Genomic DNA, 23942 nt, shown 5'->3' with positions numbered 1-23942 from the left:
ACAGCCTGGATTGCTTCGCTGCGCTCGCAATGACGAGAAAAGGCAGGGGGAAACAACATTGACCGACACATTCGATTTCGTCGTCGTGGGCGCGGGCTCCGGCGGCTGCACTGTCGCGGGACGGCTATCCGAAGATTCGGCGACATCCGTGGCGCTGCTCGATGCCGGCGGACGGAACGACACTTGGCGGATCACCACGCCGTTCGGGCTTGCCCTGCCGTACAAAACGGCCAACTGGGCCTTCGATACCGTGCCGCAGAAGGGGCTGAACGGCCGCATCGGCTATCAGCCGCGCGGCAAGGGCCTCGGTGGCTCCTCGGCGATCAACGCCATGGTCTATATCCGCGGCCACAAATGGGACTACGACCACTGGGCCTCGCTCGGCAATGCCGGCTGGTCCTATGCCGACGTCCTGCCCTACTTCAAGGCTTCCGAGAACAACGGCGATTTCGACGGCGAATATCACGGCAAGGGCGGCCCGCTGCATGTCAACAAGCTGCGCTCCGACAATCCGATCCACGACGTCTTCCATCAGGCCGCGCGCGAGGCGCAGTTCCGCATTCGCGACGACTTCAATGCCGAAGACCATGAAGGACTCGGCGGCTACCAGGTGACGCAGCACAATGGCGAACGCTGGAGCGCCGCACGCGCTTATCTTGATCCCCATATGGGCAAGCGCACGAATCTGCGGATCGAGACCGGCGCGCACGCCACCAAGATCCTGTTCGAAGGCAGCCGCGCGGTCGGCGTCGAATACCTGCAGGGCAAGCAGACAAGGACGTTGCGCGCACGCCGTGAGGTGATCCTGGCCTCCGGCGCCTTCCAGTCACCGCAATTGCTGATGCTGTCGGGAGTCGGCGACGGCGACGCGCTTCGATTGCACGGCATTGGCGTCGTGCATCATCTGCCCGGCGTAGGGCGCAATCTGCAGGACCACCCGGATTTCGTGTTCGTCTACGCCTCCGACTATCCGCACTTCGTTCACGCCTCGCTCGGCCGGCTACCGTCCCTGCTCCGCGCCATCCAGCGGTATCGCCGTGAACGGCGCGGCCTGATGACCACCAATTTCGCCGAGTGCGGTGGCTTCCTGAAGAGCCGGCCCGCCCTCGACATACCCGACATTCAACTCCACCTCGTCATCGCAATGCTCGACGACCACGGCCGCAAGAAGCACAAGGAGGCCGGCTTCTCGTGCCATGTCTGCCTGTTGCGACCGAAGAGTCGCGGCAGCGTATGGCTGAAGAGCGACGATCCGCTCGCAGCGCCGATGATCGATCCGAACTTCCTGGGCGAGGCAGAGGATGTCGAAGCGATGGTCGCGGGCTTCAAGACCACGCGCCGCCTGATGGAGACGCCGGCGCTGCGCGCTTTGCAGAAGAGGGACATGTTCACCGCGAACGTGCGCAGCGACGACGATATCCGCGCCGTGCTGCGCGAACGCGTCGACACCGTCTATCATCCGGTCGGCACCTGCAAGATGGGGACGGACGCGATGGCCGTGGTCGATCCGGCATTGAAGGTGCACGGGCTGGAAGCCCTGCGCGTCGTCGACGCCTCGATCATGCCGACGCTGATCGGCGGCAACACCAATGCGCCGACCATCATGATCGGCGAGAAAGCGGCGGATATGATCAGGGGGGAGATGCGGTAATGTGAAGCTGCCGCCGCGTCATTCCCCTCTGTCGTCCCGGACAAGCGTAAGCGCCTATCCGGGACCCATAGCCACAGGACATGGTTTGGCGAAGACTCGGAGTTGCCATCGCGCGCCCCAACTTCTCCCTGTGGTTATGGGTCCCGGATCTGCGCGCGCTTTGGGCGCGCTTGTCCGGGACGACAGCGGAGCAAAAAGCGCTTGTCCGCAACGACGACGTGAATCAATTCAGCAAGAACCCGCCGTCCACCGTCACCACGCTCCCGGTCATGTACCGCGACGCGTTGGACGCCAGCAGCAGGATGGCGCCGTCGAGATCGGATTCTGCGCCGACGCGGCGCTGGGGGATGCGTTTGGCGAGGCGTTCGCCTGATGGCGTCGACCAAAACGCATGGTTCATTTCGGTGTCGATATAGCCCGGCGCCAGCGCGTTGATGCGGATGTTCTGCCCCGCCAGCTCCAGCGCCATCGCCCTGGTCGCCTGGATGATGCCGGCCTTGGAGATCGCATAGGGCGAGACCGCCTTCAGGACGCCGGTGCCGAGCACCGAGGCGATGTTGACGATGTTGCCTTCCTGCTTGCGCGCGATCATGCGGCGGGCAATCTCGGTCGCGAGGAAATAGGCGCCCTTGAGGTTGGCGCCGATCACCGCGTCCCAGTCCGCCTCGGTCTGCTCGGTCGCGAGCTTCTCGATGGCGATGCCGGCATTGTTGATCAGCACGGTGACGGGGCCGAGCGCGGCTTCGGCGGCGTCGACAGCCCTGGCGATCGAGGCGGTGTCGGTGACATCGAGCGCGACCGCGGCCGCACGGCCGCCCTTGCCGCGGATCTCCTCCTCGAGGCTCTTCAGCTTGTCGGTCTGCCGCGCAGCCAGCGCGACCGCCGCACCATGCGCCGCCAGCACCCGTGCAAATTGCCGGCCCAGCCCCTGGCTCGCGCCCGTGACGAGGATGGTTTCTTTACTGACGTCGAATAGGTCTGACATGACGATTTCCTTGCCGATTTCCTTACCGATTCCTTAGGCGCATCCCGCGAGCTTTGGGGCCATCAATACAGACGATTTTAACGATCTGAAACCGGAATGATCGGTTCGGCGTTCATTCGTTCCAGAGGCGGGGTTTCGCTCATGAACAGTTTCGATCTCGCCGTGTATGCCGCGCTCGCCGTCGCGGTCGGCTTCGGGTTCAGGACCGGCCTGCTGCGCAGCGCCATGACCATCCTCGCCTATCTTCTCGCCGCGCCGATCGCGGTGGCGCTGATGCCGATGATCGCACCGCAGATTGCCGGCAATGCAAACTCGCCGCTGCTCCAGAACTGGATCTGGTTCTTCGCGATCTTCGTGGTGGTGGGCATGCTGTTCGGCCATATCGGCCGCATCGCGCTGAACGACACCGTCGGCGAAGCGGGAATCGGCGACCGGCTCGGCGGCGCCGCGCTCGGCGCCATCAGGGTCGGCCTTGTCGCCACCACGCTGGTGCTGGTGTTCGACCAGATCGTGCCGGCCAACCGCGAGCCGCCCTTCCTCGCCGGCTCGCATCTGCGGCCGCTGTTCTCGGCCGCCGGCCAGATGGGCTTCAAGTCGCTGCCGCCGGAGGCCGCCTCCGCGATCGACCGCCTCAAGCAGGAGCGGCGCATCTGATCTGGCGCATTTGCATCGCAGCGTGGACGCGCATGCATTTTGGTGCGAGCCGATCCCTTATCAGCGGCGCAACAGTTGGCTAGAGTGCCGCCGTCCAAAACCTGCCTGACATTACGGGAGTGAAACAGTGGATCTTGGGATCAAAGGTCGCCGCGCCATCGTCTGCGCATCCAGCAAAGGCCTCGGGCGCGCCTGCGCCATCTCGCTGGCGGACGCCGGCGTTCACGTCACGCTGACCGCGCGCGGCGCCGAAGCCCTGAAGAAAACCGCCGATGAAATCCGCAAGGCCTATCCCGATGTCACGGTCACCGAGATCGTCGGCGACATCACGACGCCCGCCGGCCGTGAGGCGGTGCTGAAAGCCTGCCCCGAGCCCGATATCCTGATCAACAATGCCGGCGGCCCGCCGCCCGGCGATTTCCGCAACTGGACCCGCGACGACTGGATCAAGGCGATCGACGCCAACATGCTGACCCCGATCGAGCTGATCAAGGCGACGGTGGACGGCATGATGGCGCGCAAGTTCGGCCGCATCGTCAACATCACCTCGGCCGCGGTGAAGGCGCCGATCGACATCCTCGGCCTCTCCAACGGCGCGCGCGCCGGCCTCACCGGCTTCATCGCCGGCCTGTCGCGCAAGACCGTGATCAACAACGTCACCATCAACGGCCTGCTGCCGGGCCCGTTCGAGACCGATCGCCTGACCAGCACCGCGAAGGGCGAAGCCGACAAGCGCGGTGTCACGCCGGAGCAGATCCTGGCCGAGCGCGCCAAGCTCAACCCCGCCGGACGCTTCGGCCAGCCCGACGAGTTCGGCTATGCCTGCGCCTTCCTGTGCGGCGCCAAGGCCGGCTTCATCACCGGGCAGAACATTCTGCTGGATGGTGGTGCGTTCCCGGGCACGCTGTAGCCGCGTTTGCAGGTGTACTCCCTCGCCCCGTTCTTACGGGGAGAGGGCTGGGGTGAGGGACTCTCTCCACAAGCACCGTGAGGACTGGACTCGCGGAGGCTCCCCCTCACCCGGAATTCAAACTGCGTTTGAATTCCGGCCTCTCCCCGCAAGCGGGGAGAGGCAAAGCAACTCACCGCTGCTTCGTCGGTTCGTCCTCGTCCCGCTCGCTGGGATCGGAGGAATCGGCGGTGAGGCGCTCGCCGGTCCAGTCGATGCCGAATTCCTCGAGCCCGTTGGCGAGCAGGTCGCCCAGCATCGGCTCGCCGAGCAGATAATGCACGGTTTCGCGGCGCGGGCTGCGATATTCACCCCGCGCCTCCACGGCGCGGGCGCGCAGATCGTCCCAATCGTCGATGGTACCGTCGCCGCGACCAAGCCAGGTCAGCGCGACGAGATCGACCTGCTCGTCCTCGTTCAACGCAATCATGAAGCTTCCGAGCTCGTTGACGACGGGGTCGGAGCCATCATCTCCGAGGACGTCGATCGCATCGTCGTCGCTTGGGTTCGAGCCGGAATCCGGATCGGAATCCCCCTCCTTGACGTCGAATTCACGCGCCTTCTCGATGATGAAGGCAACCTTCTCGGCGGAAATCGTAAGCTCCGGCATGGCTCTCTCCAGGGTTCCCGCGATAACGCCGCATCGCGTCAGATGATCCATTGCGCTTGACGGCGGAAAACCGCATGTTTCGGCACCAAAAAAAGAAGCTGGGAAGGTGCCGGATGCAGTGGCAGGTGGGCAAGGTCAAAATCACCAAAGTGGTGGAATTGGAGACGGTCGGCTCGACCCGTTTCATCCTGCCGCTCGCGAGCAACGAGGAAATTTGCAAGCTGCCCTGGCTGATCCCGCATTTTGCCACCGAGGAAGGCCGGCTGAAAATGTCGATCCATTCGCTGGTGGTGGAGACGCCCGGCAGGCGCATCGTGGTCGATACCGGCCTCGGCAACGACAAGCAGGGCCGCAACGTCCCGACTTGGAACAACCGCAGCACGCCGTTCCTGGAGACCATGACGGCGGCCGGCTTTGCCCCCGACAGCATCGACACCGTGCTGTGCACGCATCTTCATGTCGATCACGTCGGCTGGAATACGAAATTGTCCGGCGGCAAATGGGTGCCGACGTTCCCGAAGGCGCGCTACGTTTTCGGCAGGACCGAATACGAACACTGGCGCGACCATTCGACCGAGCCGGACAAGCAGGCCGTGTTCGGCGATTCCGTGCAGCCGATCGTCGATGCCGACAGAGCCGATCTGATCTCGAGCGACCACCGTCTGTGCGAGGAGATCAGCATGATCCCGACCCCGGGCCACAGTCCCGGCCATATGAGCATCCTCATCCAGTCGGACGGCGAACAGGCCCTGCTCACCGGCGACGTCGCCCATCACCCCTGCCAGATGGCCCATCTCGACTGGTCCTCGACAGCCGATTCCGACCGGGCGCAATCGGCGGCGACGCGGGCGGCACTGTTCGGCCGCTTCGCCGACACGCCGACGCTGGTGATCGGCGGACATTTTTCGGCCGGGCATATCAAGCGGGAGGGGGACGCGTTCAGGTTCGTAGCGCTGGGGTGATCTCTGTTTTGGGCGGTTGAATTTCCTGCCGCCCTGTTCCATGAAGCTGTTAACCGACCGGTCCAATCTCCAGGGAGAAACGAGAATGAAGCTTGTTCGTTACGGCGAGAAGGGTGCGGAAAAGCCCGGCCTGATCGACAGATCCGGCCAGCTGCGCGACCTGTCGGCGCATGTGAAGGACCTCACCGGCGAAGCCTATTCGCCCGAGTCCCTGAAGAAGCTGGCGGCGCTCGATCCCGCCTCGCTGCCCGCCGTTTCCGGCAAGCCGCGGTTCGGTGCGCCCGTCACCGGCATCTCGAAATTCGTGGCGATCGGCCTCAACTATTCCGACCATGCCAAGGAGACGGGCGCCGAGATCCCGAGCGAGCCGATCATCTTCATGAAGGCCAACACCTCGCTGTCGGGGCCGAATGATCCGGTCGAGAAGCCGCGCGGCTCGACCAAGCTCGACTGGGAGGTCGAGATCGCCGCCATCATCGGCACCCGCGCCAAATACGTCTCGGAAACCGATGCGCTGAACCACGTCGCCGGCTATTGCGTCTGCAACGACGTCTCCGAGCGCGCATTCCAGATCGAGCGCCTGGGCCAGTGGACCAAGGGCAAGTCGCACGACACGTTCGGCCCGCTCGGGCCGTGGCTCGCCACCAAGGACGAGATCAAGGACGTGCAGGACCTGTCGATGTGGCTCGACGTCAATGGCCAGCGCCGCCAGACCGGCTCGACCAAGACCATGATCTTCTCCATGGCCAAGTGCATCTCCTACGTCTCGCAGTTCATGACCCTGCTGCCCGGCGACGTCATCACGACAGGCACCCCGCCCGGCGTCGGCCTCGGCATGAAGCCACCGACCTTCCTCAATGTCGGCGACGTCGTCACGCTCGGCATCGAAGGCCTCGGCGAGCAGCGCCAGGAGATCGTGGCGGCGTAAGACGCGCGCGCATCATACACCGTCGTCATGCCCGGGCTTGACCCGGGCATCCACGTCTCACAGTCTGACCACGACGCGACGCGTGGATGGCCGGGTCAAGCCCGGCCATGACGAGGAGACACCGTTCGCACAAGACCGAATGCAGGACATCCTCATGAAACTCACCTTCTCCCCTGCCTCGCCCTTCGCCCGCAAGGTGCGCATCGCCGCGATCGAGCTCGGGCTGATCGACAAGATCGAGTTCGTGCCCGCAAGCGTGACGCCGGGCACGGCCAACGAGGATTATTCGAAGATCACGCCGCTGAAGAAGCTGCCGGTGCTGATCACCAATGACGGCGACGTGATCCTGGATTCCTACGTCATCGTCGAATATCTCAACGAGATGGCCGGCGGCAGCCTGATTCCGGATTACGGCCCGCGGCGCTGGAAGGCCAAGACCAACCATTCGCTGATCAACGGCATGCTCGATTCCATGCTGCTGTGCCGCTACGAGAAGATGGTGCGCCCGCAGGGCTCGCAATGGCAGGCCTGGTCGGACGACCACTGGAACCGGGCCTGGACCGGCATGGCGCGCTTCGAGAACATGCCCGACGTCCTGAACGGCCCGTTCGACATCTCGCAGATCGGCCTCGTTTGCGTGCTCGGCTATGCCGACTTCCGCTTCGCCGATTGCGGCTGGCGCAAGGCCTATCCCAAGCTCGACGCCTTTCACCAGAAGATGCTGGAGCGGCCCTCGGTGAAGATCTCGGTGCCGCCTCCGGCATAAATCGCAGGAGTTTTCATGAGCCTGAAGTTCTCAGTCGGCGATCTCACCATCCATCGCGTCATCGAGCAGGAGACCTCGTTCGTCCCGGCTCTAGAGATGCTGCCAGCATTGACGCCGGACGTGCTGGCCGAAAACCGCGCGTGGATGCGCGAGGCGAAGGCGCTGGACGAGCAGGACGTGCTGCTGCTCTGTTTCCAATCGTACGTGGTGAAGACGCCGCACCACACCATCCTGGTCGACAGCTGCATCGGCAACGACAAGCCGCGGCCGCGGCCGAAATGGAACATGAAGACCGACGATACCTATCTGCGCGGGCTCGATGCCGCGGGGTTCTCGGTCGACGACATCGACTTCGTGATGTGCACGCATCTACATGTCGATCATGTCGGCTGGAATACGCGGCTGGAGAACGGCCGCTGGGTGCCAACCTTCCCCAAGGCGCGCTATCTGTTCGCCAAGCAGGAATTTGATCACTGGTCCGCGCAGAACGCGAAGGCGGAAGTCCCGCCTTTCGCCGACAGCGTGCTGCCGGTGGTCGAGGCTAACAGGCACGAGCTCGTCGCCGACGACCATCAGATCGGCGACCATGTGCGCATCCTGCCGACGCCCGGTCACACACCCGGCCATATCGCCATCACGATGGGACGGGGCAAGGACGATGCGGTGTTCTCCGGCGATCTCATGCACTCGCCGTTGCAGACGCTTTATCCGGAGCTGTCGATCAAGTTCGACGTCGATCCGGCCAAGGCGGCGACGACGCGCCGCAGCTTCCTGGAGCGCTATTGCGACACCGACACGCTGTGCTGCACCGCGCATTTCCCCTCGCCGTCGGTCGGAAAGATCAAGCGCAAGGGCAGCGGATTCGTTTGCGCGGCGGTTTAGCGCAAGCGGTCTTCCTGCTTCCTCACGTCATGGCCGGGCTTGTCCCGGCCATCCACGCTCTTACAATCCATCGATCACGAAGAACGTGGATGGCCGGGACAAGCCCGGCCATGACGAGGAAACAACATGCCTGATCTGCCCGACATTCCGCTGCCCGCCGACATTCGCTCGCGTACCATCGACGGCATCAACGGCTTGCGCGTGCATGTGCTCGAGGCGGGATTCGAGACCAGCGGACGGCGCTGCATTTTGCTGCTGCACGGCTTTCCCGAACTTGCCTTCTCCTGGCGCAAGGTGATGCCGGCGCTGGCCGACGCAGGTTATCACGTGATCGCGCCGGATCAGCGCGGCTATGGGCGCACGACGGGATGGAGTGCGGATTACGACGGCGATCTCGCCCCCTTCTCGCTCCTCAATCTCGTGCGTGACGCGCTCGCCCTGGTGTCGGCGTTCGGCTACAGGCAGGTCGATGTGGTCGGGCATGATTTCGGCAGCCCGGTCGCTGCCTGGTGCGCCTTGATCCGGCCAGACGTGTTTCGGTCAGTGACGATGATGAGCGCGCCGTTCGGCGGACCGCCGCCGCTGCCGTTCAACACCGCGCATGCGCCGGCTGAGCCTGCGGCCGAAGACGCGGTCCATCGCGAGCTCGCCGCGCTGCCGCGTCCGCGAAAGCACTATCAATGGTACTATTCGACGCGCGAGGCGAACGCCGACATGCACCGCGCACCGCAGGGCCTGCATGATTTCCTGCGCGCCTATTATCATCAGAAGAGCGCGGACTGGACCGGCAACAAACCCTATCCGCTGGCGTCGTGGTCGGCGGGCGAGCTGGCGAAGCTGCCGACTTATTACGTGATGGACCTGAACGAGACCATGGCGGAGACGGTCGCGAAGGAGATGCCCTCGCCCGCGGCGATCGCCGCCAATCGATGGCTGCCGGACAGCGACCTCGCCTACTACAGCGCCGAATATGGCCGCACCGGATTCCAGGGCGGGCTGCAATGGTATCGCTACGGCACCTCGGGCACGATGAACAACGAGCTGCAGCTGTTCGCCGGCCGCAGCATCGACGTGCCCTCCTGCTTCATCTCGGGCAAGCAGGACTGGGGCACTTATCAGCGCCCGGGCGTGTTCGAGGCGATGCAGAGCCGCGCCTGCACGAAGATGCTCGGCTGCCATCTCGTCGACGGCGCCGGCCATTGGGTGCAGCAGGAGCAGCCGGCCAAGGTGAGCCGGTTGCTGCTCGACTTCCTCGCCAAAGCCCGCGCCGCATGATTTGACCGGGGAACCGCGGCCTTCTATATAGTTTAGAATAATTCTAAATTAGGAAGACAGGCGGCCGTGAAGAATTTTGCCGATCTGACCGAGCGCGAAGTGCTGGCGGTTGCGATCTCCTCCGAGGAGGAGGACAGCCGGATTTACATGACCTTCGCCGAGGATCTGAAGGAACGCTATCCCGACTCCGCGAAGCTGTTCGAGCAGATGGCAGAGGAAGAGCGCGGCCATCGTCACATGCTGCTGGAAACCTACGAGCAGCGCTTCGGCCAGCATTTGCCGCCGATCCGCCGCGAGGACGTCAAGGGCTTCCTGCGCCGTCGCCCGATCTGGCTGACCAAGAACCTGCCGCTCGACACGATCCGCCGGGAAGTCGAGACCATGGAGCTCGAAGCCGAGCGCTTCTACGCCAAGGCCGCCGAGCAGGCCGAGGACGTCAACGTGCGCCGGCTGCTCGGCGACCTCGCAGAGGCCGAGAAGGGCCACGAGCATACCGCCGCGAAACTCACCGACGAGATCCTGAAGCCCGACGTGCGGGCCGAGGAGGACCGCACGCGCCGGCGGATGTTCGTGCTGCAATATGTGCAGCCGGGCCTCGCCGGCCTGATGGACGGCTCGGTCTCGACGCTCGCGCCGCTGTTTGCGGCCGCCTTTGCCACGCATCAGAACTGGCAAACATTTCTGGTGGGCCTCGCCGCCTCGATCGGCGCCGGCATCAGCATGGGCTTTGCGGAAGCGCTGTCCGACGACGGGTCGCTCACGGGGCGCGGCTCGCCCTGGCTGCGCGGCATCACCTGCGGCGCGATGACGACGCTCGGCGGGCTCGGCCACACCGCGCCGTATCTCGTACCCGACAGCTGGGCCAACGCGTTCTGGATCGCGACCGGAATCGCCTGCATCGTCGTGTTCTTCGAATTGTGGGCGATCGCCTTCATCCGCTCGCGCTACATGGACACGCCGTTCCTCCAAGCCGTGTTCCAGATCGTGCTCGGCGGCGCCATCGTGCTGGCGGTCGGGATCGTGATCGGGGCGGCGTAGGAGCCACACTGTCCCACTGACATAGCAATCGCCATCAAACAACCGTTGCCGCGTTCGGCCAAACTGCGCATCATCCTCCAACAACCAGAGCGGGAGAAGCGCCGTGGCGAGGTCGGAATGGAGTTTCAAGAGTGCGGTCGAACTGTCGGCCGCATTGAGCGCGAAGAAGGTCTCCGCGGTCGAGCTCACGCAGGATGCGATCGCGCGCATCGAACGGCATGACGGCACGATCAACGCGATCTGCGTGCGGGATTTCGATCGCGCGCTCGTCGCGGCGGGCGAGGCGGACGCGGCGCTGGCGCGCGGCGAGCGCAAGCCGCTGCTCGGCCTGCCCGTGACGATCAAGGAATCCTTCAACGTCGCCGGCCTGCCGACGACCTGGGGGTTCGTTCCGCAGAAGGATTTCAAGCCTGTGGAAGACGCACTACCTGTCACCCGCATCAAGGAGGCGGGCGGCGTGATCCTCGGCAAGACCAACGTGCCGGTCGGCCTCGGCGACTGGCAGAGCTACAACGACATCTACGGCACCACCAACAACCCCTATGATCTCGGCCGCACGCCGGGCGGATCGTCCGGAGGATCGTCCGCAGCCCTCGCCGCGGGCTATTGCGCGCTCGCCACCGGCTCCGACATCGGCGGCTCCCTGCGTGTGCCGGCATTTCATTGCGGCGTCTTCGCGCATAAGCCGACCCTCAATCTCTGCGCGGCGCGCGGCGAAACCCCGCCGCCGTTTCCGGCCATTCCGCGCGAGGGCGACCTCGCCGTCATCGGTCCGATGGCGCGCACGGCAGCGGATCTCTCCCTGCTGCTCGACATCATGGCCGGACCGGATCCGCTGGATGCCGGTGTCGCCTACAAGCTCGACTTGCCCGTTGCACGGCATCAGTCGCTGCGGGATTTTCGTGTCCTGGTGATCGACAGCCACCCGCTGCTGCCGACCGATCGGGACGTGCGCGGCGCGATCGACAGGCTCGCAACCGATCTGTCGAAGGCCGGCGTGACGGTCGCCCGCGAGAGCGCGCTGCTTCCGGACTTCGTGGAGACGTCGCGGCTTTACATGCGCATGCTGCTGAGCTTCCTCGGCGCGTTCTTACCTCCCGACGAGCTGGCGGACTCGCAGGCACGGGCGAGCGAGCTTTCGCCGGAGGATCGCAGCCTCGGCGCGGAGCGATTGCGTGGCATCACCGCAAGCCACCGCGCCTGGGTGCTCGACGCAGGCAGCCGCGCCGGCCTGCGGGCGCAATGGCGCGCGTTGTTCAAGAGCTTCGACGCGGTGATCTGCCCGATCATGCCGACGCCGGCCTTTCCGCATGACCATTCGCCGGAGCAGCGGCTGCGGCGTATCAGCATCGACGGCAAGGACTATCCCTATTCCGACCAGCTCGCCTGGCCGGGCATTGCCACGCTTCCGGGGCTGCCTGCGACGGCCGTTCCGCTCGGTCTGTCGAATGACGGCCTGCCCGTCGGCGCTCAGATCGTCGGTCCGTGGCTGGAAGATCGCACGCCGCTCAAGCTCGCCGAGCTGATCGAGCGCGAGTTCGGCGGGTTCGTGCCGCCGAAGATGTTCGATGATTGATGCATCGCTTGTCGCGGTCAGTTAGGGCAGGCGGTCCTCACACTCCGCTGTCATGCCCCGGCTCGACCGGGGCATCCAGTACGCCGCGGCGGAGTTCATTCACACAAGTCCCGCCGCGGCGTACTGGATAGTCCGGTCAAGCCGGACGATGACACCGTGACGACCGCTAGCTATCGAACATGATCACGCTACGCAGCGTCTTGCCGGCTTTCATGTTGGCAAAGCCCTCGTTGATCTCGCTCAGCTTCAGCTTGGCCGAGATCCAGTCTTCGAGGTGCAGCCGGCCGCGCAGGTAGAAATCGACCAGGCGCGGCATGTCCACGCGGAAGTGGTTCGAGCCCATCGAGGAGCCCTGGATCTTGCGTTCGCGCAGGAAATCGAAGCCGTGCAGCTCGATCTTCTGGCCGAACGGGATCATGCCGACGATGGTGGCGGTGCCGCCCGAGGCGAGCATGCCGAACGCCTGCTCGGCGGTCTCCTTGCGGCCGAGCACCTCGAAGGAATGATGCACGCCGCCATTGGTGAGGTCGCGCACCTGCTTCACGACGTCACCATCCGCCGGGTTGATGATATCAGTCGCCCCTAACTTGGTCGCGAGCTGGAGCTTCGCCGGATTGGTGTCGATGGCGATGATGCGGCCGGCGCCCGCGATCTGCGCGCCGTTGATCGCGGCCATGCCGACGCCGCCGCAGCCGATCACGGCCACGGTCTCGCCCGCCGTCACCTTCGCCGTGTTCACCACCGCGCCATAGCCGGTGATGACGCCGCAGCCGATCAGCGCGGCGAGATCGAGCGGCATCTCCTTCCTGATTTTGACGATGGCATTCTCGTGCACCAGCATCTGCTCGGCGAAGGAGGAGAGGTTCAGGAACTGGTGCAGCTTCTCCGGCTTCGACCATTGCATCCGGTTGGAGACGCCCGGCAGCATCTTCACCGTGGTGTCGGTGCAGAGCACGGTGCGGCCCGTGGTGCAGTTGTCGCAGGTGCCGCAGAACACGGACAGGCAGGTGACGACGTGGTCGCCCGGCTTGACGTAGGTGACGTCGGAGCCGACCTGCTCGACCACGCCGGCGGATTCGTGCCCAAGCACCGCCGGCAGCGGATGCGGATAGAGCCCTTCCATGAAATGCAGGTCGGAGTGACAGAGGCCGGCAACCGCGGTGCGGATCAGCACCTCGCGCGGACCGGGCTTCGGCAGGCTGACATCCTCGATGACGAGCGGCTTGTTGACTTCATGGAGGACGGCGGCCTTCATCGGTGTTTCCTCAGTGTTTGTTTCGTTGATTATCGCTCGCGCGATCTAGGCTCTTCACCTCTCCCGAAGGGAGAGGTCGGAAGCGCATCGTAAGATGCGATTCCGGGTGAGGGGTTCAGGTCTCACGTGAGAACGCAACCCCTCACCCGGATCGCTCACGCGATCCGACCTCTCCCTATGGGAGAGGTGAACTGCGCCCGCTGCCGCAGTAGCCTACGCTGCCAGAACCAGTTCGCCAACCTCGCTCATGCCGCCTGCGCGATCGCCGAGCAGCAACGCGGCGATCTTCGCTTGCGCGGCATTTTCCGTCAGCCGGAACGGATCGCTCGGCAACACGCGATGATCGATGACGAGGCGCGACAGCAGCAGGCGGCGCGCATCGCCGCGCATGTCGTGGATGCGATGCGCCTCCCAGGCGAAGGTGACCGCGCTCGCGACATGATAGAGCAGGCTGGTGGCGCGGCGCGCCTCCGCCTCGTTCTCGGACTTGCTTGCGACCTCGCGCGCAAAGCCGACGGCGCGATCGGTGAGACCGCGCAGACGGTCGCGCCAGGCCTGCGGCACGGAGGCGCTGTCGTCGAGCCGGGCGTGCAGATCGGCCGCGAGCGCGGACTCCGCGCCGTGGCGACCGACCGCGCGTCGCAGCGCATCGATCGCCACAATGTTGCCGGTGCCCTCCCAGACCGAGCCGAGATGCGCATCGCGCAGCAGGCGAGCGGTGGCGAATTCCTCGATATAGCCGATGCCGCCGCGCATCTCGAGCGCATCGCCGCAGACCTTTCGGGCATCGCGCGTGGCGCGGAATTTCAGCGTCGGGGTGAGAATGCGCAGGAGCGCCGCCGCATCCTGGCTGCCGGCTTCGGCGCGATCGAGCGCATCGGCGGTGAGGAAGCTCATCGACAGCGCCTGCTCGACCGGCAGCATGATCTTCAACATCTGCCGCCGTCCGAGCGGCAGGTCGATGATGCGGCTGCCGAACACCACGCGGTTCGTCGCCACCGTCATCGCGTCGTGATAGGCGCGGCGCATCAGCGCGGTGGACTTGACGCCGTTGGAGAGCCGCGACGAGTTCACCATCTCGGCCATCTGCACGAAGCCGCGGTCGAGCTTGCCGACCGCGTAGGCGATCGCGCCTTCGAGCTTGATCTCGCCCGAGGCCATCGAACGGGTACCGAGCTTGTCCTTGAGGCGCACGATCCGGTAGTTGTTCTGCGAGCCGTCGTCGAGAAAGCGCGGCATCAGGAACAGGCCGACGCCGCGCGTGCCGGGGCCCGCGCCTTCAGGACGCGCCAGCAGCATCACGACCTTCGCGTCCGCATTCGAGCAGAACCATTTTTCGCCGTAGAGACGCCAATGGTCGCCCTCCTGCACCGCACGCGTGGTCAGCGTGCCGACGTCGGAGCCGCCCTCCTTCTCGGTCATGAACTGGCCGCCTTGCGTCAGCTTGCTCATGTCGGTCGAGGTCAGGCCGTCGAGATATTTTGCCTTCAGCGCCTCGCTGCCGAAACTTGCCAACAGCTTGGCGCAGCCGTCGGTGACGTTGATCGGGCAGCCCATGCCGAATTCGGTCTGGTTGAACAGGAAGGTGAAGGCGTGCTTGGCGACGACGGGGTATTTGTCCGGCCAGCCCATGATGCCCTTAGCGATAGAGAGCGCGTGGATGCCGAACTCACCGAACGCAGCATTCTCCAATTCGCGATAGGCCGGGTGGTATTCGATCCATTGCGTGTCGCGGCCAAACTTGTCGCGCTGGTGCAAAACGGGTGTGTGCCGGTCCGCGAGCCGCGCGCACTCGTCGAGATGGCCGCCGGCGAGCGCGCCGAGACGGTCGAGATGCGGCTCGATATGACGGAACAGCGTGTCCGGCAGATGAATGCGCAGGAGATCGGCCAGCGCCGGATCGGCGCGGTAGAAATTCATGCCTGACGTATCGGGCGCCAGCAGGCCGGATGGTGCGGCCGCGACATTTTGTGGCTGCGCTGTGACCGGCTTGTGCATGATCGTCCTCTTCGTTTCCGTCCGACGGCAATTCTTTGCGCTTGCCGCTTTGGATGATGTCGATCATGCTCCAGTCGCGGACAGCGATAAAGCCGCAAATTGTCAGGGCGGCATGATCGCCGTGGAGGAGCAATTCGCTCTGCGGAATTGTGATCGCCGACCCAAACCCTTTGGCTGGTTGTTCGCACAGCTCATGCATAGATCAGCGGCTCCTGCTTCCGAGAAATCACGCCATGGAACATCCGAAATACAAGATCGCCCTCATCGTCGGTGCCGGCGAAGGCCTCAGCGCCTCGCTGGCGCGCCTGCTCTCCGCCCAGGGCATCCGCGTCGCGCTCGCCGCGCGAAAGATCGAGAAGCTCGGCGCGCTCTGCAGCGAGACCGGCGCCAAGGCCTATGCCTGCAACGCCACCGAGCCCGACGAGGTCGAACGGCTGTTCGGCCTCGTCGAGCGTGAGATCGGAACGCCCGACCTCGTCGTCTACAATGCCAGCGGCCGCTCGCGCGGGCCTTTCGTCGAGCTCGTTCCGGCCGATGTCGCGCAGGCGATTGCGGTCAGCGCCTATGGCGGCTTCCTGGTGGCGCAGCAGGCGGCCAAGCGCATGCTGCCGAACAAGCACGGCGCGATCCTGTTCACCGGCGCCTCCGCCAGCGTCAAGGGCTATGCGCAGTCGGCCCCGTTCGCGATGGGCAAGTTCGCGCTGCGCGGCCTTGCGCAGAGCCTGGCGCGCGAATTGTCGCCGCAGGGCATCCATGTCGCGCATTTCGTCATCGACGGCGGCATCCGCAGCGCCGCGCGAGCCGATCCAGCGGACAAGCCGGATTCGATGCTCGATCCCGACGCGATCGCGCAGAGCTACTGGAACGTGCTGCAGCAGCCGCGCAGCGCCTGGAGCTGGGAGCTCGAGCTGCGGCCCTGGGTCGAGAAGTTTTGAGGCGATAACATCACAACAATCGTCATTGCGAGCGAAGCGAAGCAATCCAGAGATGTCTCCACGGAAGCAGCCTGGATTGCTTCGCTTCGCTCGCAATGACGAAAGAGAGGAAGCGACATGACCAGCGAAACCACCATCGACACCGGCACCAGCGAGCTCCTCTGCACGATCCGCGATCGCGTCGCGATCATCACACTGAACCGGCCGGAGGCGCGCAATTCGCTGTCGGACGCGCTGACGCCGGCGCTGCGCACCATGATCCGGATCTGCGCCGAGGATCCGAATGTCGGCGCGCTGCTGCTCACCGGCGCGGGCGAAGCGTTCTGCGCCGGCGGCAACGTCAAGGGCATGGGCGCACATCGCGACAAGGCGAAGCTCGATATGTCCTTTGACGACAAGGTTGCCGACCTTCAGGAGCGGCAGCGGCTGTTGACCGGCGCGCTGGTGTCGGTGCGCAAGCCGACCATCGCGGCTTTGCCCGGTCCCGCGGTCGGCGCCGGGCTTGCCATCGCCATGGCCTGCGATATCCGCATCGCCGCACAATCCGCCTTCGTCGCGACCGGCTATGCCCGCATCGCGCTCAGCGGCGATTACGGCATCGCATGGCTCCTGACCCGGCTCGTCGGCACCGCGCGGGCGCGCGAGCTGATGTTCACCGGCGATCGCGTCGATGCGGTACGCTGCGAAGCCATCGGCCTCGTCAACCGCGTGGTGCCTGATGACAAGCTGCAAACCGAGGCCTTCGCGCTGGCCAGATCGCTCGCCGAAGGCCCGCGCCTGGCGTTGCGCTACATGAAGGACAATCTCGACGAGGCCCTGCTGTTCGACTTCGAAACGGCGCGCGACCACGAGGCTGAACGACTGATCCGCCTGACCACGACCGCGGATCACAAGGAGGCGGTGCAGGCCTTCATCGAGAAGCGCAAGGCGGTGTTCACGGGGAAGTAGCTGACACCCGAAATCTGTGACCGTCACCCTGAGGCGGCCGCTTCTTCAGCGGCCCTCGAAGGGCGACGGCCCGACTGTTGCTGCGAGAGACTGCTTGGAAACAGCGGGGCCGTTCATCCTTCGAGGCTCGTTCTGCGAAGTGCGCAGAACGAGCGCCTCAGGATGACGGATCGGGCAGGAAAGGAAAAAAAGCCCGGCTCTGGCTTGGCCAGGCCGGGCTGCAGTGGTGTCAGGCCGAGGCTGAGGGGCTGTCGGCCTGACGGGAAAGGGCGGCGAGGCGCCAGCTTGCGCAGGGAATGTCTCTGGGCGCGACGCTGATCTCCTTGTCGAAACGCACCAGCTTCCAGTCGTCGGGATGGTTGACGAAAGCGAAGCCGGATTTGCGCGCGAGCGAGACCATCGCCTCGTTAGAACGCAGCGTGTCGCCGAACATGTGCTCGGCGCCAAGCGCGGCGGCGCGGCATTCGAGGTTCTTCATCAGCGCGGTAGCGATACCGCGGCCCTGCCAGCGATCGTCGACCGACAGGCCGAACTCGAGAGTCGCGGTCTCGGCATGGAAGGCGTAGCGCGCTTCGGCCACGATGGTCTCGAAGCCGTCGACCATCATGGTCGCAACGATCGTGAAGCGCTCGCCCTCGCCCACCCGAAGGAAGTCGTGCAGCAGGCCCTGCGGCAGTTCGCTGATCGCGCCGAAGAAACGGTTGTAGCGGGAGCGGGTCGAGAGCGAGCGGAAGTAGTGCTGGAGCTCGTCGGTGTCGCGCGGCTCGACGAAGCGGACGTTGAGCGCCGTGCCGTCGCTTGTGCGCACCCTGTCCGAATATTGCTTCAGGTCTTCGAGGCGAAGGATGCTCATGACACATGCCGTGCGAAAAAGGGACCGCCGGCGCCCCCACAGTCGGGCGGCGCCGGCCTGGCGGCCTATCAGGCCCGCCAAAAGGGTTTGTCGGCCTCATAGGCGACATCGGACCAGGACAGCCCGACATCATGGAGGTCGCGGGCAGTCCAGTTGGTCAGCTCGCGCCTGGTGCGGTAGCGCTCATGCCAGACGTGAAGCGTCTCGCCGATCTGCTGGATCAGCCCCGGTGCATGATGATTTGTCATCGAATTGTCGGTCAAAGTAGACATTTTCAGCTCCTGGAGCTAAGTTGACTGCTAATATCTGCTTCCTACCGCGCTGCGACAAACGACAATTTGTACCCATTCGCATGAAATAACGTCATGCATCCTACTGCCAGATGACTGCCAGATTGCCGTCCCTGAACGGATTGCGGGCGTTCGAGGCCGCCGCGCGCCATCTCAGCTTCACGCTGGCAGCCAGCGAGCTGAACGTGACCCAGACCGCGATCAGCCATCAGATCCGCAGGCTGGAGGAGGAGCTCGGCATCCGCCTGTTCATCCGGCAGAACCGCGCACTGGCGCTGACGCCGGAGGCGCGCGACTACCTCCCGGGCGTCCGCGCCGCCTTCAACGACCTCCGGCTCGCCACCGATCGACTGCTGCGCAAAGAGGACGACAAGGTGCTGACCGTGTCGACGCTCGCCTCGCTCGCGGCAAAATGGCTGCTGCCGCGGCTGACCGACTTCCAGGAGCAGCATCCCGGCATCGACGTGCGCATCACCACCTCGACCAGCCTCATCGACTTCCAGCGCGACAATGTCGATGCCGCGATCCGCTATGGCCGCGGCCAGTGGCCGGGCGTGCGCGCCGACTGGCTGATGGCGGACGAGCTGTTTCCGGTATGCAGTCCGTCACTGCTGCGCGGCGACAAGCCGCTGCGCCGGCCCGAGGATCTGCGCAACCATCCGCTGCTGCACACCTCGAACACCAACAGCGACGACTGGCGGCTGTGGCTGACCGCGGCGGGCCTGCCCGTCGATATCGCAAGGCAGCCCGGCATCACCTTCGACATGATCTTCATGACCATCCAGGCCGCGATCGACGGCATCGGCGTGGCGATGGGACGGACCTCCTACGTCCAGGACGACATCGCCAAGGGCCGCCTCGTTGTGCCGTTCAAGATCGCGCTGCCGGCCGATGCCGGGTTCTACCTGGTCGCGCCGGAGGGCCGCCGCGAGGCGCCGAAGCTTGCCGCGTTCCGGCAATGGATCGTCGCTGCAACGCAAAATAAAGCCTGAAAAATCATCAGCTTCCTCCGGAATACCGGTTGACTCGCTCCGCTCCGCGCGGGAAGGGGTATGACAGATTGTCGCAGCATCAATCTGTCGCCTTGCCGTGCAATGCATTTCGGCCCGGCCACGTCTTTCCAAGGGGAGCAACGTCATGGCTGGACCAGCCGCCTCAACCAATCCACCCGCCATCAAGTCGCGCGTCGGCGCGATCCTGCGCGCAACCAGCGGCAATTTCCTCGAACAGTTCGACTTCTTCCTGTTCGGCTTCTATGCCGCCGCGATCGGCAAGGCGTTCTTCCCCTCCACCAACGAGACCGCCTCGCTGCTCAACACGTTCGGCGTGTTCTGGCTCGGCGCCTTGATGCGCCCCGTCGGCGCCATCGTGCTGGGGGCCTATATCGACCGCATCGGCCGCCGCCAGGGCCTGATCGTCACGCTTGGCATCATGGCCTTCGGCACGATCGTCATCGCGTTCTGCCCGAGCTACGCGACCATCGGCATCGCGGCGCCGATCATCGTGCTGATCGGCCGGCTGCTGCAAGGCTTCTCGGCCGGCGTCGAGCTCGGCGGCGTGTCGGTGTATCTCGCGGAGATCGCGACGCCCGGCAATCGCGGCTTCTACACCTCGTTCCAGTCGTCGAGCCAGCAGGTCGCGATCTTCGTGGCCTCGATCCTCGGCTACATCCTCTCCGAGGTGATGCCGGCCGACACCGTGGCCGCCTGGGGCTGGCGCATTCCCTTTTTCGTGGGATGCCTTATCATTCCGCTGATCTTCCTCCTGCGGCGGACGCTCGAGGAGACGCCGGCCTTCCTCGCCATGAAGAAGCATCCGACCGCGAGCGAGGTGTTCGCCTCGGCGCTCGCCAATTGGCGCATCGTCGTCCTCGGCATGATGATCGCGATCCTGACCACGACGACGTTCTACTTCGTCACCGTGTACACGCCGACCTTCGGCAAGACCGTGCTGAAGCTGTCGACGCATGATGCGCTGCTGGTCACGCTGCTCGTCGCGGTGACCAACTTCATCTGGAATCCGGTCGGCGGCGCGCTCTCCGATCGCATCGGCCGCAAGCCGGTGCTGATTGCGATCGCCTGCCTGTCGCTGGTGACCGCCTATCCGGCATTGCACTGGCTGGTGGCGGCGCCGACCTTCGGCAAGCTGCTCGCGGTCGAGATGATGTTCTCGTTCTATTTCGGCGTCTACAGCGGCACCATGTTGGGTGCCCTCGTCGAGATCGTGCCGGCGCATGTCCGCACCACCTGCTTCTCGCTGGCGTTTGCGCTCGCCGCGGCCCTGTTCGGCACCTTCACGCCGTTCGCCTCGACCTGGCTGATCGAGCGGACCGGCGACAAGGCCTCGCCCGGCTTCTGGCTGATGTTCGCCGCCCTGCTCGGCATCATCGCGGCCTCGACGGTGTATCGCGGCGGCAAAGCGGTGCCGGCCTATGATGCGGTGCCGGAGCCGGTCGCGGGGCGTTGATGGCTCTTCACCTCTCCCCGCTTGCGGGGAGAGGTCAGATCGCTCTTGCGATCCGGGTGAGGGGGTACAGGTCCGGCGGGAATCTCATGCGCGGAGAGAGGCCCCTCACCCCAACCCTCTCCCCGTAAGAACGGGGCGAGGGAGCGCACTGCCGGTGCGGCTACAGCTCCACCACCACGTAGTCGCTCTCGATCCTGACCGGGATCGTCTCGGCGACATATGGCCCCTTCACCACGCTCGCGCCCGGCTCGACATGGGCCGGATAGGCCTTCACGCGGAAGCGGCGGGGGTCGCAGTAGGATTGGCCGGTGCGGATGTCGAACTCCCAGCCGTGCCACGGGCAGCGGATGATCTCGCCGAGCTTCGTGTACTCGATCTCGCCGGGATTGTTCGATTGCGCGAGCCCGATCAGCGGGCCCTCGCACAGCGCCGCGCCCTGATGCGGGCAGCGGTTCATCAGGCCGAAATACTCGCCCTTGATGTTGAAGACCGCGATCGGCCGTCCGTCGATCTCCAGGAATTTTCGCGTGCCCGGCGGAAGCTCATCGACCGCGGCAATGACATGCCGGGCCATGCTTAGGTTTTCCGCATGATCTGATCGAAAAACCGCTTCCCACTTTTTCGGATCATGCGGCTATCCCGTAAAGCTTCTTCGCATTGCCGAGATAGAACGCCTCGCGATTGGCCTCGCTGACGCCCGCCGGCAAGACGCGCGAGGGCTCATCGTAATCCCAATGCGGATAGTCGGTCGCGAACAGGAGCCGATCCCAGCCGATCCATTTGATGACGTCGAACAGATCCTCGCGCCGCTCCGGATCCTCCATCGGCTGCGTCGTCCACCACACCTGCTCGCGGATATATTCCGACGGCGGCCGCTTCACATGCGGCACCTCGCTTCTGAGCCGCTGCCAGGCCTTGTCGAGCCGCCACGCCAGCGACGGCGCCCAGCCGAAGCCGGCCTCGATCATCACCATCTTCAATTTCGGGAAGCGCTCGAACACCCCCTCCAGCACGAGGCTCGCGAGCGCCGATTGCTGGCACTGCGAATGGCCCACCATCTCCTCGATGTAGTAGGACGGCCAGCCCGAGGGCGTGATCGGGTTGCCGCCGAAGCCGAAGGCGTGGACGCCGACGGGAAGGCCTGCCTCCTCCGCGGCCTGGTAGATCGGCCAATAGCGGCGCTGGCCGAGCGGCTCGACATTGCGACTGAGCAGCAGCACCTGCACGAAGTTCTTGTCCCCGGCGCGCTCGCGAATTTCGGCGGCGGCCGACAACCCGTCCTCGTTGCCGACGACAATCGAGGCCTTCAGGCGCTTGTCCTTGCTGGTCCATTTGTCGATCTGCCAGTCGTTGATCGCCGAGCACAGGGCCGCCGAGAGCTCGTGATTGCGGATGCCCTGTCCGGTATTGAGCGGATTGAGCACTCCCAGTTGCACGTTGTTGGGATCGAGCAGCTGCTTCTGCATGAACGACAGCGAGGAGCCCTGCGGCCCGCCCTCCGGCGGATAGGCGTCGCGGCGCGAGGCGTTGGGCTGGGCTTTCGGATAGGGCGGGCCTTCCATCATGCCCTGATAGGCATGGACGCCGTAGACTTCGAGGTGATGCTGCCAGCGTTTGGCGAGGTAGGGATAGAGTTCGGTGCGGGTGGCGCGTGCCGGATGGATGTCGCAGTCCGCGATCGCGGTTTTGACGGTCAGTGGGGAAGCGGCTTCTTGGCTCTCGCGGAACTGGATATTCATCGCCTTGCCTCCTTTGGCAGCGGCTCACGTCAGGCGGGGATAGGTTGCATGCGGATTGTCGATCATGATCTTGCGCACGAGATCGGGGGACAGACCTCCGGGCAGCGCGTCCTGGCCGTCGAACTGCCAGTGCGGATAGTCCGTGGAGAATAGGACCAATTCGTCCGACTGCATATGATCAAACAGGCGAATTAATGTCTGAGGTTCCGGCGGCGCATCAAATGGTTGTAACGAGAAGCGGATGTTGCTGCGCACAATTTCCAGCGGCGCGCGATCGACCCATGGGGTCTCCATCCGCACCCCGCGCCAGAACTTGTGCAGGCGCCAGAGATAGGGCGCGATCCAGGACGCGCCGGACTCCAGCAGCACCATTTTCAGACGCGGATATTTGGCGAACACGCCTTCCACGATCAGGCTGGTGAGCTGGGTCTGGAACGCCTGGGCCTGCCCGACATAATCCTCGATGTGATAGGACCCCCAGCCCACGGCGGTCGGCGGATTGTGATAGGCGGAACCGGCGTGGATGCCGACCGGGAGTTCCAGACGCTCCGCGGTCTCGTAGATCGGCCACAGCGCGCGCTTGCCGAGCGGCACGTCGCCCATGACCAGCACGAGCACCTGGACGAAGCGCTTGTCCGGGGCGCAGCGCTCGATCTCGGCGACGGCCTTCTCGACGCTTTGCGTCGGGATCACGATCGAGCCGCGCAGCCGCTTGTCGCGGTCGAGCCATTCCTTCGCCAGCCAATCGTTGAGCGCGCGGCAGAAGGCGGCCTGCATGTCCTCGGAGAACACCATTTGCACGCCATACAACGGATTGCAGATGGCATGCTGGAGCTGGAAGGGATCGAGCACATGGCGCTGCATGTCCGCCAGGCTTTCGCCGGGTTTGCCTGTCTCGGGACGCCAGTCCGGCCGTGCCGTAATCGGCGAGTTCTGCGGATAGGATTGCGAGACGAGGTCGACCATGCCGCGCGTCGTCACCTGATCGCGCCAATAATCGTTCAGGTACGGCAGCAGGCTGGTCAGATGCGGCACGGCCGGATGCACATCGCAGTCCACCCCGCCGGCGATCAGGGACGCCATGACGTCTCCTTCACGTTTCCTCGTCAATTCTTGTCTCGTGCCCGCATTCAAGCAGGCCTGCCCGCCGCCCGCAACTCAGCCGGGGCCGCCGGCATATGC

Annotated in this window: 23 protein-coding genes; 14 read left to right on the top strand and 9 right to left on the bottom strand. The window is 64.8% G+C overall.

The genetic code is table 11. From position 1 onward, the window contains the following. The first annotated feature begins 58 nt into the window (after positions 1-58). Positions 59-1651, top strand: a complete 1593-nt coding sequence (locus EDE08_RS27685; protein WP_131872050.1) for a GMC family oxidoreductase — start codon at positions 59-61, stop codon at positions 1649-1651. 223 nt (positions 1652-1874) lie between these two features. On the opposite strand, the gene EDE08_RS27680 is transcribed toward EDE08_RS27685, so the two are convergent. Beyond that, positions 1875-2636, bottom strand: coding sequence for an SDR family oxidoreductase (locus EDE08_RS27680; RefSeq protein ID WP_131872051.1), 762 nt, complete (start codon positions 2634-2636; stop codon positions 1875-1877). Between the two features lie 141 nt (positions 2637-2777). Between EDE08_RS27680 and EDE08_RS27675 the strand changes: the two genes are divergently transcribed. Continuing rightward, positions 2778-3290, top strand: coding sequence for a CvpA family protein (locus tag EDE08_RS27675; protein ID WP_131872052.1), 513 nt, complete (start codon positions 2778-2780; stop codon positions 3288-3290). A 127-nt stretch (positions 3291-3417) separates the two neighbouring features. Further along, positions 3418-4200, top strand: a complete 783-nt coding sequence (locus EDE08_RS27670) for an SDR family oxidoreductase (RefSeq protein ID WP_131872053.1) — start codon at positions 3418-3420, stop codon at positions 4198-4200. Between the two features lie 172 nt (positions 4201-4372). Here the strand turns inward: EDE08_RS27670 and EDE08_RS27665 are convergent, their stop codons facing one another. Next, positions 4373-4849 carry a DUF3775 domain-containing protein gene (locus EDE08_RS27665; protein ID WP_131872054.1) on the bottom strand — a complete coding sequence of 159 codons (477 nt, stop codon included), beginning with the start codon at positions 4847-4849 and terminating at the stop codon, positions 4373-4375. A 113-nt stretch (positions 4850-4962) separates the two neighbouring features. On the opposite strand from EDE08_RS27665, the gene EDE08_RS27660 reads away from it, so the two are divergent. The 7 genes from EDE08_RS27660 to EDE08_RS27630 all read left to right on the top strand — a co-directional run bounded on the left by EDE08_RS27660 (position 4963) and on the right by EDE08_RS27630 (position 12276). Further along, a complete protein-coding gene (locus EDE08_RS27660) occupies positions 4963-5811 on the top strand; it encodes an MBL fold metallo-hydrolase (RefSeq protein WP_165936226.1) in 849 nt (282 codons plus the stop codon). An 85-nt stretch (positions 5812-5896) separates the two neighbouring features. Next, complete coding sequence (locus EDE08_RS27655) at positions 5897-6739, top strand: fumarylacetoacetate hydrolase family protein (protein WP_131872055.1); 843 nt, start codon at positions 5897-5899, stop codon at positions 6737-6739. A gap of 154 nt (positions 6740-6893) precedes the next feature. Next, positions 6894-7505: a glutathione S-transferase family protein gene (locus EDE08_RS27650; RefSeq protein WP_131872056.1), complete on the top strand. Its 612-nt coding sequence runs from the start codon at positions 6894-6896 to the stop codon at positions 7503-7505. Between the two features lie 15 nt (positions 7506-7520). Beyond that, the gene (locus EDE08_RS27645; RefSeq protein WP_131872057.1) at positions 7521-8387 is read left to right on the top strand and encodes an MBL fold metallo-hydrolase; all 867 of its coding nucleotides are present in this window, start codon (positions 7521-7523) and stop codon (positions 8385-8387) included. Positions 8388-8513: 126 nt separating this feature from the next. Then, complete coding sequence (locus EDE08_RS27640) at positions 8514-9662, top strand: alpha/beta hydrolase (protein WP_131872058.1); 1149 nt, start codon at positions 8514-8516, stop codon at positions 9660-9662. Between the two features lie 66 nt (positions 9663-9728). Beyond that, positions 9729-10700, top strand: coding sequence for an iron exporter MbfA (gene mbfA, locus EDE08_RS27635; RefSeq protein WP_131872059.1), 972 nt, complete (start codon positions 9729-9731; stop codon positions 10698-10700). 103 nt (positions 10701-10803) lie between these two features. Beyond that, entirely contained in the window at positions 10804-12276 is a 1473-nt protein-coding gene (locus tag EDE08_RS27630) for an amidase (protein ID WP_131872060.1), read from the top strand. Positions 12277-12442: 166 nt separating this feature from the next. On the opposite strand, the gene EDE08_RS27625 is transcribed toward EDE08_RS27630, so the two are convergent. Further along, positions 12443-13531: a Zn-dependent alcohol dehydrogenase gene (locus EDE08_RS27625; protein WP_131872061.1), complete on the bottom strand. Its 1089-nt coding sequence runs from the start codon at positions 13529-13531 to the stop codon at positions 12443-12445. A gap of 213 nt (positions 13532-13744) precedes the next feature. After that, positions 13745-15529: an acyl-CoA dehydrogenase family protein gene (locus EDE08_RS27620; protein ID WP_131872062.1), complete on the bottom strand. Its 1785-nt coding sequence runs from the start codon at positions 15527-15529 to the stop codon at positions 13745-13747. 233 nt (positions 15530-15762) lie between these two features. On the opposite strand from EDE08_RS27620, the gene EDE08_RS27615 reads away from it, so the two are divergent. Together EDE08_RS27615 and EDE08_RS27610 are read left to right on the top strand one after the other, a co-directional pair. Beyond that, entirely contained in the window at positions 15763-16464 is a 702-nt protein-coding gene (locus EDE08_RS27615; RefSeq protein WP_131872063.1) for an SDR family NAD(P)-dependent oxidoreductase, read from the top strand. A 117-nt stretch (positions 16465-16581) separates the two neighbouring features. Further along, entirely contained in the window at positions 16582-17412 is an 831-nt protein-coding gene (locus tag EDE08_RS27610; protein WP_131872064.1) for an enoyl-CoA hydratase, read from the top strand. A gap of 229 nt (positions 17413-17641) precedes the next feature. Here the strand turns inward: EDE08_RS27610 and EDE08_RS27605 are convergent, their stop codons facing one another. Further along, positions 17642-18265 carry a GNAT family N-acetyltransferase gene (locus tag EDE08_RS27605; protein ID WP_131872065.1) on the bottom strand — a complete coding sequence of 208 codons (624 nt, stop codon included), beginning with the start codon at positions 18263-18265 and terminating at the stop codon, positions 17642-17644. Positions 18266-18333: 68 nt separating this feature from the next. Further along, positions 18334-18537, bottom strand: coding sequence for a DUF1127 domain-containing protein (locus tag EDE08_RS27600; RefSeq protein ID WP_131872066.1), 204 nt, complete (start codon positions 18535-18537; stop codon positions 18334-18336). 110 nt (positions 18538-18647) lie between these two features. Between EDE08_RS27600 and EDE08_RS27595 the strand changes: the two genes are divergently transcribed. After that, complete coding sequence (locus EDE08_RS27595) at positions 18648-19547, top strand: transcriptional regulator GcvA (protein ID WP_131872067.1); 900 nt, start codon at positions 18648-18650, stop codon at positions 19545-19547. Between the two features lie 145 nt (positions 19548-19692). Then, positions 19693-21021, top strand: a complete 1329-nt coding sequence (locus EDE08_RS27590) for an MFS transporter (RefSeq protein ID WP_131872068.1) — start codon at positions 19693-19695, stop codon at positions 21019-21021. Between the two features lie 160 nt (positions 21022-21181). Here the strand turns inward: EDE08_RS27590 and EDE08_RS27585 are convergent, their stop codons facing one another. Genes EDE08_RS27585 through EDE08_RS27575 form a run of 3 tightly spaced genes read right to left on the bottom strand, consistent with a single transcriptional unit; the run spans position 21182 to position 23843 of the window. Then, on the bottom strand, positions 21182-21595 hold the full coding sequence (locus EDE08_RS27585) for a Rieske (2Fe-2S) protein (protein ID WP_061024077.1): 414 nt from the start codon (positions 21593-21595) through the stop codon (positions 21182-21184). Positions 21596-21647: 52 nt separating this feature from the next. Next, complete coding sequence (locus tag EDE08_RS27580) at positions 21648-22760, bottom strand: amidohydrolase family protein (protein WP_131872069.1); 1113 nt, start codon at positions 22758-22760, stop codon at positions 21648-21650. Positions 22761-22784: 24 nt separating this feature from the next. Further along, on the bottom strand, positions 22785-23843 hold the full coding sequence (locus EDE08_RS27575) for an amidohydrolase family protein (protein WP_165936225.1): 1059 nt from the start codon (positions 23841-23843) through the stop codon (positions 22785-22787). Between the last annotated feature and the right edge of the window lie 99 nt (positions 23844-23942).

It is taken from the genome of Bradyrhizobium sp. R2.2-H, assembly GCF_004346455.1.
Lineage (GTDB): Bacteria > Pseudomonadota > Alphaproteobacteria > Rhizobiales > Xanthobacteraceae > Bradyrhizobium > Bradyrhizobium diversitatis.
This window is presented reverse-complemented; position numbering and strand designations above follow the sequence as displayed.

What these genes read in the sequence shown, in the direction of transcription:
- EDE08_RS27680 (WP_131872051.1), bottom strand. Translation starts at nt 2,636, where the DNA reads ATGTCAGACCTATTCGACGTCAGTAAAGAAACCATCCTCGTCACGGGC.
- EDE08_RS27675 (WP_131872052.1), top strand. Translation starts at nt 2,778, where the DNA reads ATGAACAGTTTCGATCTCGCCGTGTATGCCGCGCTCGCCGTCGCGGTC.
- EDE08_RS27665 (WP_131872054.1), bottom strand. Translation starts at nt 4,849, where the DNA reads ATGCCGGAGCTTACGATTTCCGCCGAGAAGGTTGCCTTCATCATCGAG.
- EDE08_RS27660 (WP_165936226.1), top strand. Translation starts at nt 4,963, where the DNA reads ATGCAGTGGCAGGTGGGCAAGGTCAAAATCACCAAAGTGGTGGAATTG.
- EDE08_RS27655 (WP_131872055.1), top strand. Translation starts at nt 5,897, where the DNA reads ATGAAGCTTGTTCGTTACGGCGAGAAGGGTGCGGAAAAGCCCGGCCTG.
- EDE08_RS27650 (WP_131872056.1), top strand. Translation starts at nt 6,894, where the DNA reads ATGAAACTCACCTTCTCCCCTGCCTCGCCCTTCGCCCGCAAGGTGCGC.
- EDE08_RS27645 (WP_131872057.1), top strand. Translation starts at nt 7,521, where the DNA reads ATGAGCCTGAAGTTCTCAGTCGGCGATCTCACCATCCATCGCGTCATC.
- EDE08_RS27640 (WP_131872058.1), top strand. Translation starts at nt 8,514, where the DNA reads ATGCCTGATCTGCCCGACATTCCGCTGCCCGCCGACATTCGCTCGCGT.
- EDE08_RS27625 (WP_131872061.1), bottom strand. Translation starts at nt 13,531, where the DNA reads ATGAAGGCCGCCGTCCTCCATGAAGTCAACAAGCCGCTCGTCATCGAG.
- EDE08_RS27620 (WP_131872062.1), bottom strand. Translation starts at nt 15,529, where the DNA reads ATGCACAAGCCGGTCACAGCGCAGCCACAAAATGTCGCGGCCGCACCA.
- EDE08_RS27615 (WP_131872063.1), top strand. Translation starts at nt 15,763, where the DNA reads ATGGAACATCCGAAATACAAGATCGCCCTCATCGTCGGTGCCGGCGAA.
- EDE08_RS27610 (WP_131872064.1), top strand. Translation starts at nt 16,582, where the DNA reads ATGACCAGCGAAACCACCATCGACACCGGCACCAGCGAGCTCCTCTGC.
- EDE08_RS27605 (WP_131872065.1), bottom strand. Translation starts at nt 18,265, where the DNA reads ATGAGCATCCTTCGCCTCGAAGACCTGAAGCAATATTCGGACAGGGTG.
- EDE08_RS27600 (WP_131872066.1), bottom strand. Translation starts at nt 18,537, where the DNA reads ATGTCTACTTTGACCGACAATTCGATGACAAATCATCATGCACCGGGG.
- EDE08_RS27595 (WP_131872067.1), top strand. Translation starts at nt 18,648, where the DNA reads ATGACTGCCAGATTGCCGTCCCTGAACGGATTGCGGGCGTTCGAGGCC.
- EDE08_RS27590 (WP_131872068.1), top strand. Translation starts at nt 19,693, where the DNA reads ATGGCTGGACCAGCCGCCTCAACCAATCCACCCGCCATCAAGTCGCGC.
- EDE08_RS27585 (WP_061024077.1), bottom strand. Translation starts at nt 21,595, where the DNA reads ATGGCCCGGCATGTCATTGCCGCGGTCGATGAGCTTCCGCCGGGCACG.
- EDE08_RS27580 (WP_131872069.1), bottom strand. Translation starts at nt 22,760, where the DNA reads ATGAATATCCAGTTCCGCGAGAGCCAAGAAGCCGCTTCCCCACTGACC.
- EDE08_RS27575 (WP_165936225.1), bottom strand. Translation starts at nt 23,843, where the DNA reads ATGGCGTCCCTGATCGCCGGCGGGGTGGACTGCGATGTGCATCCGGCC.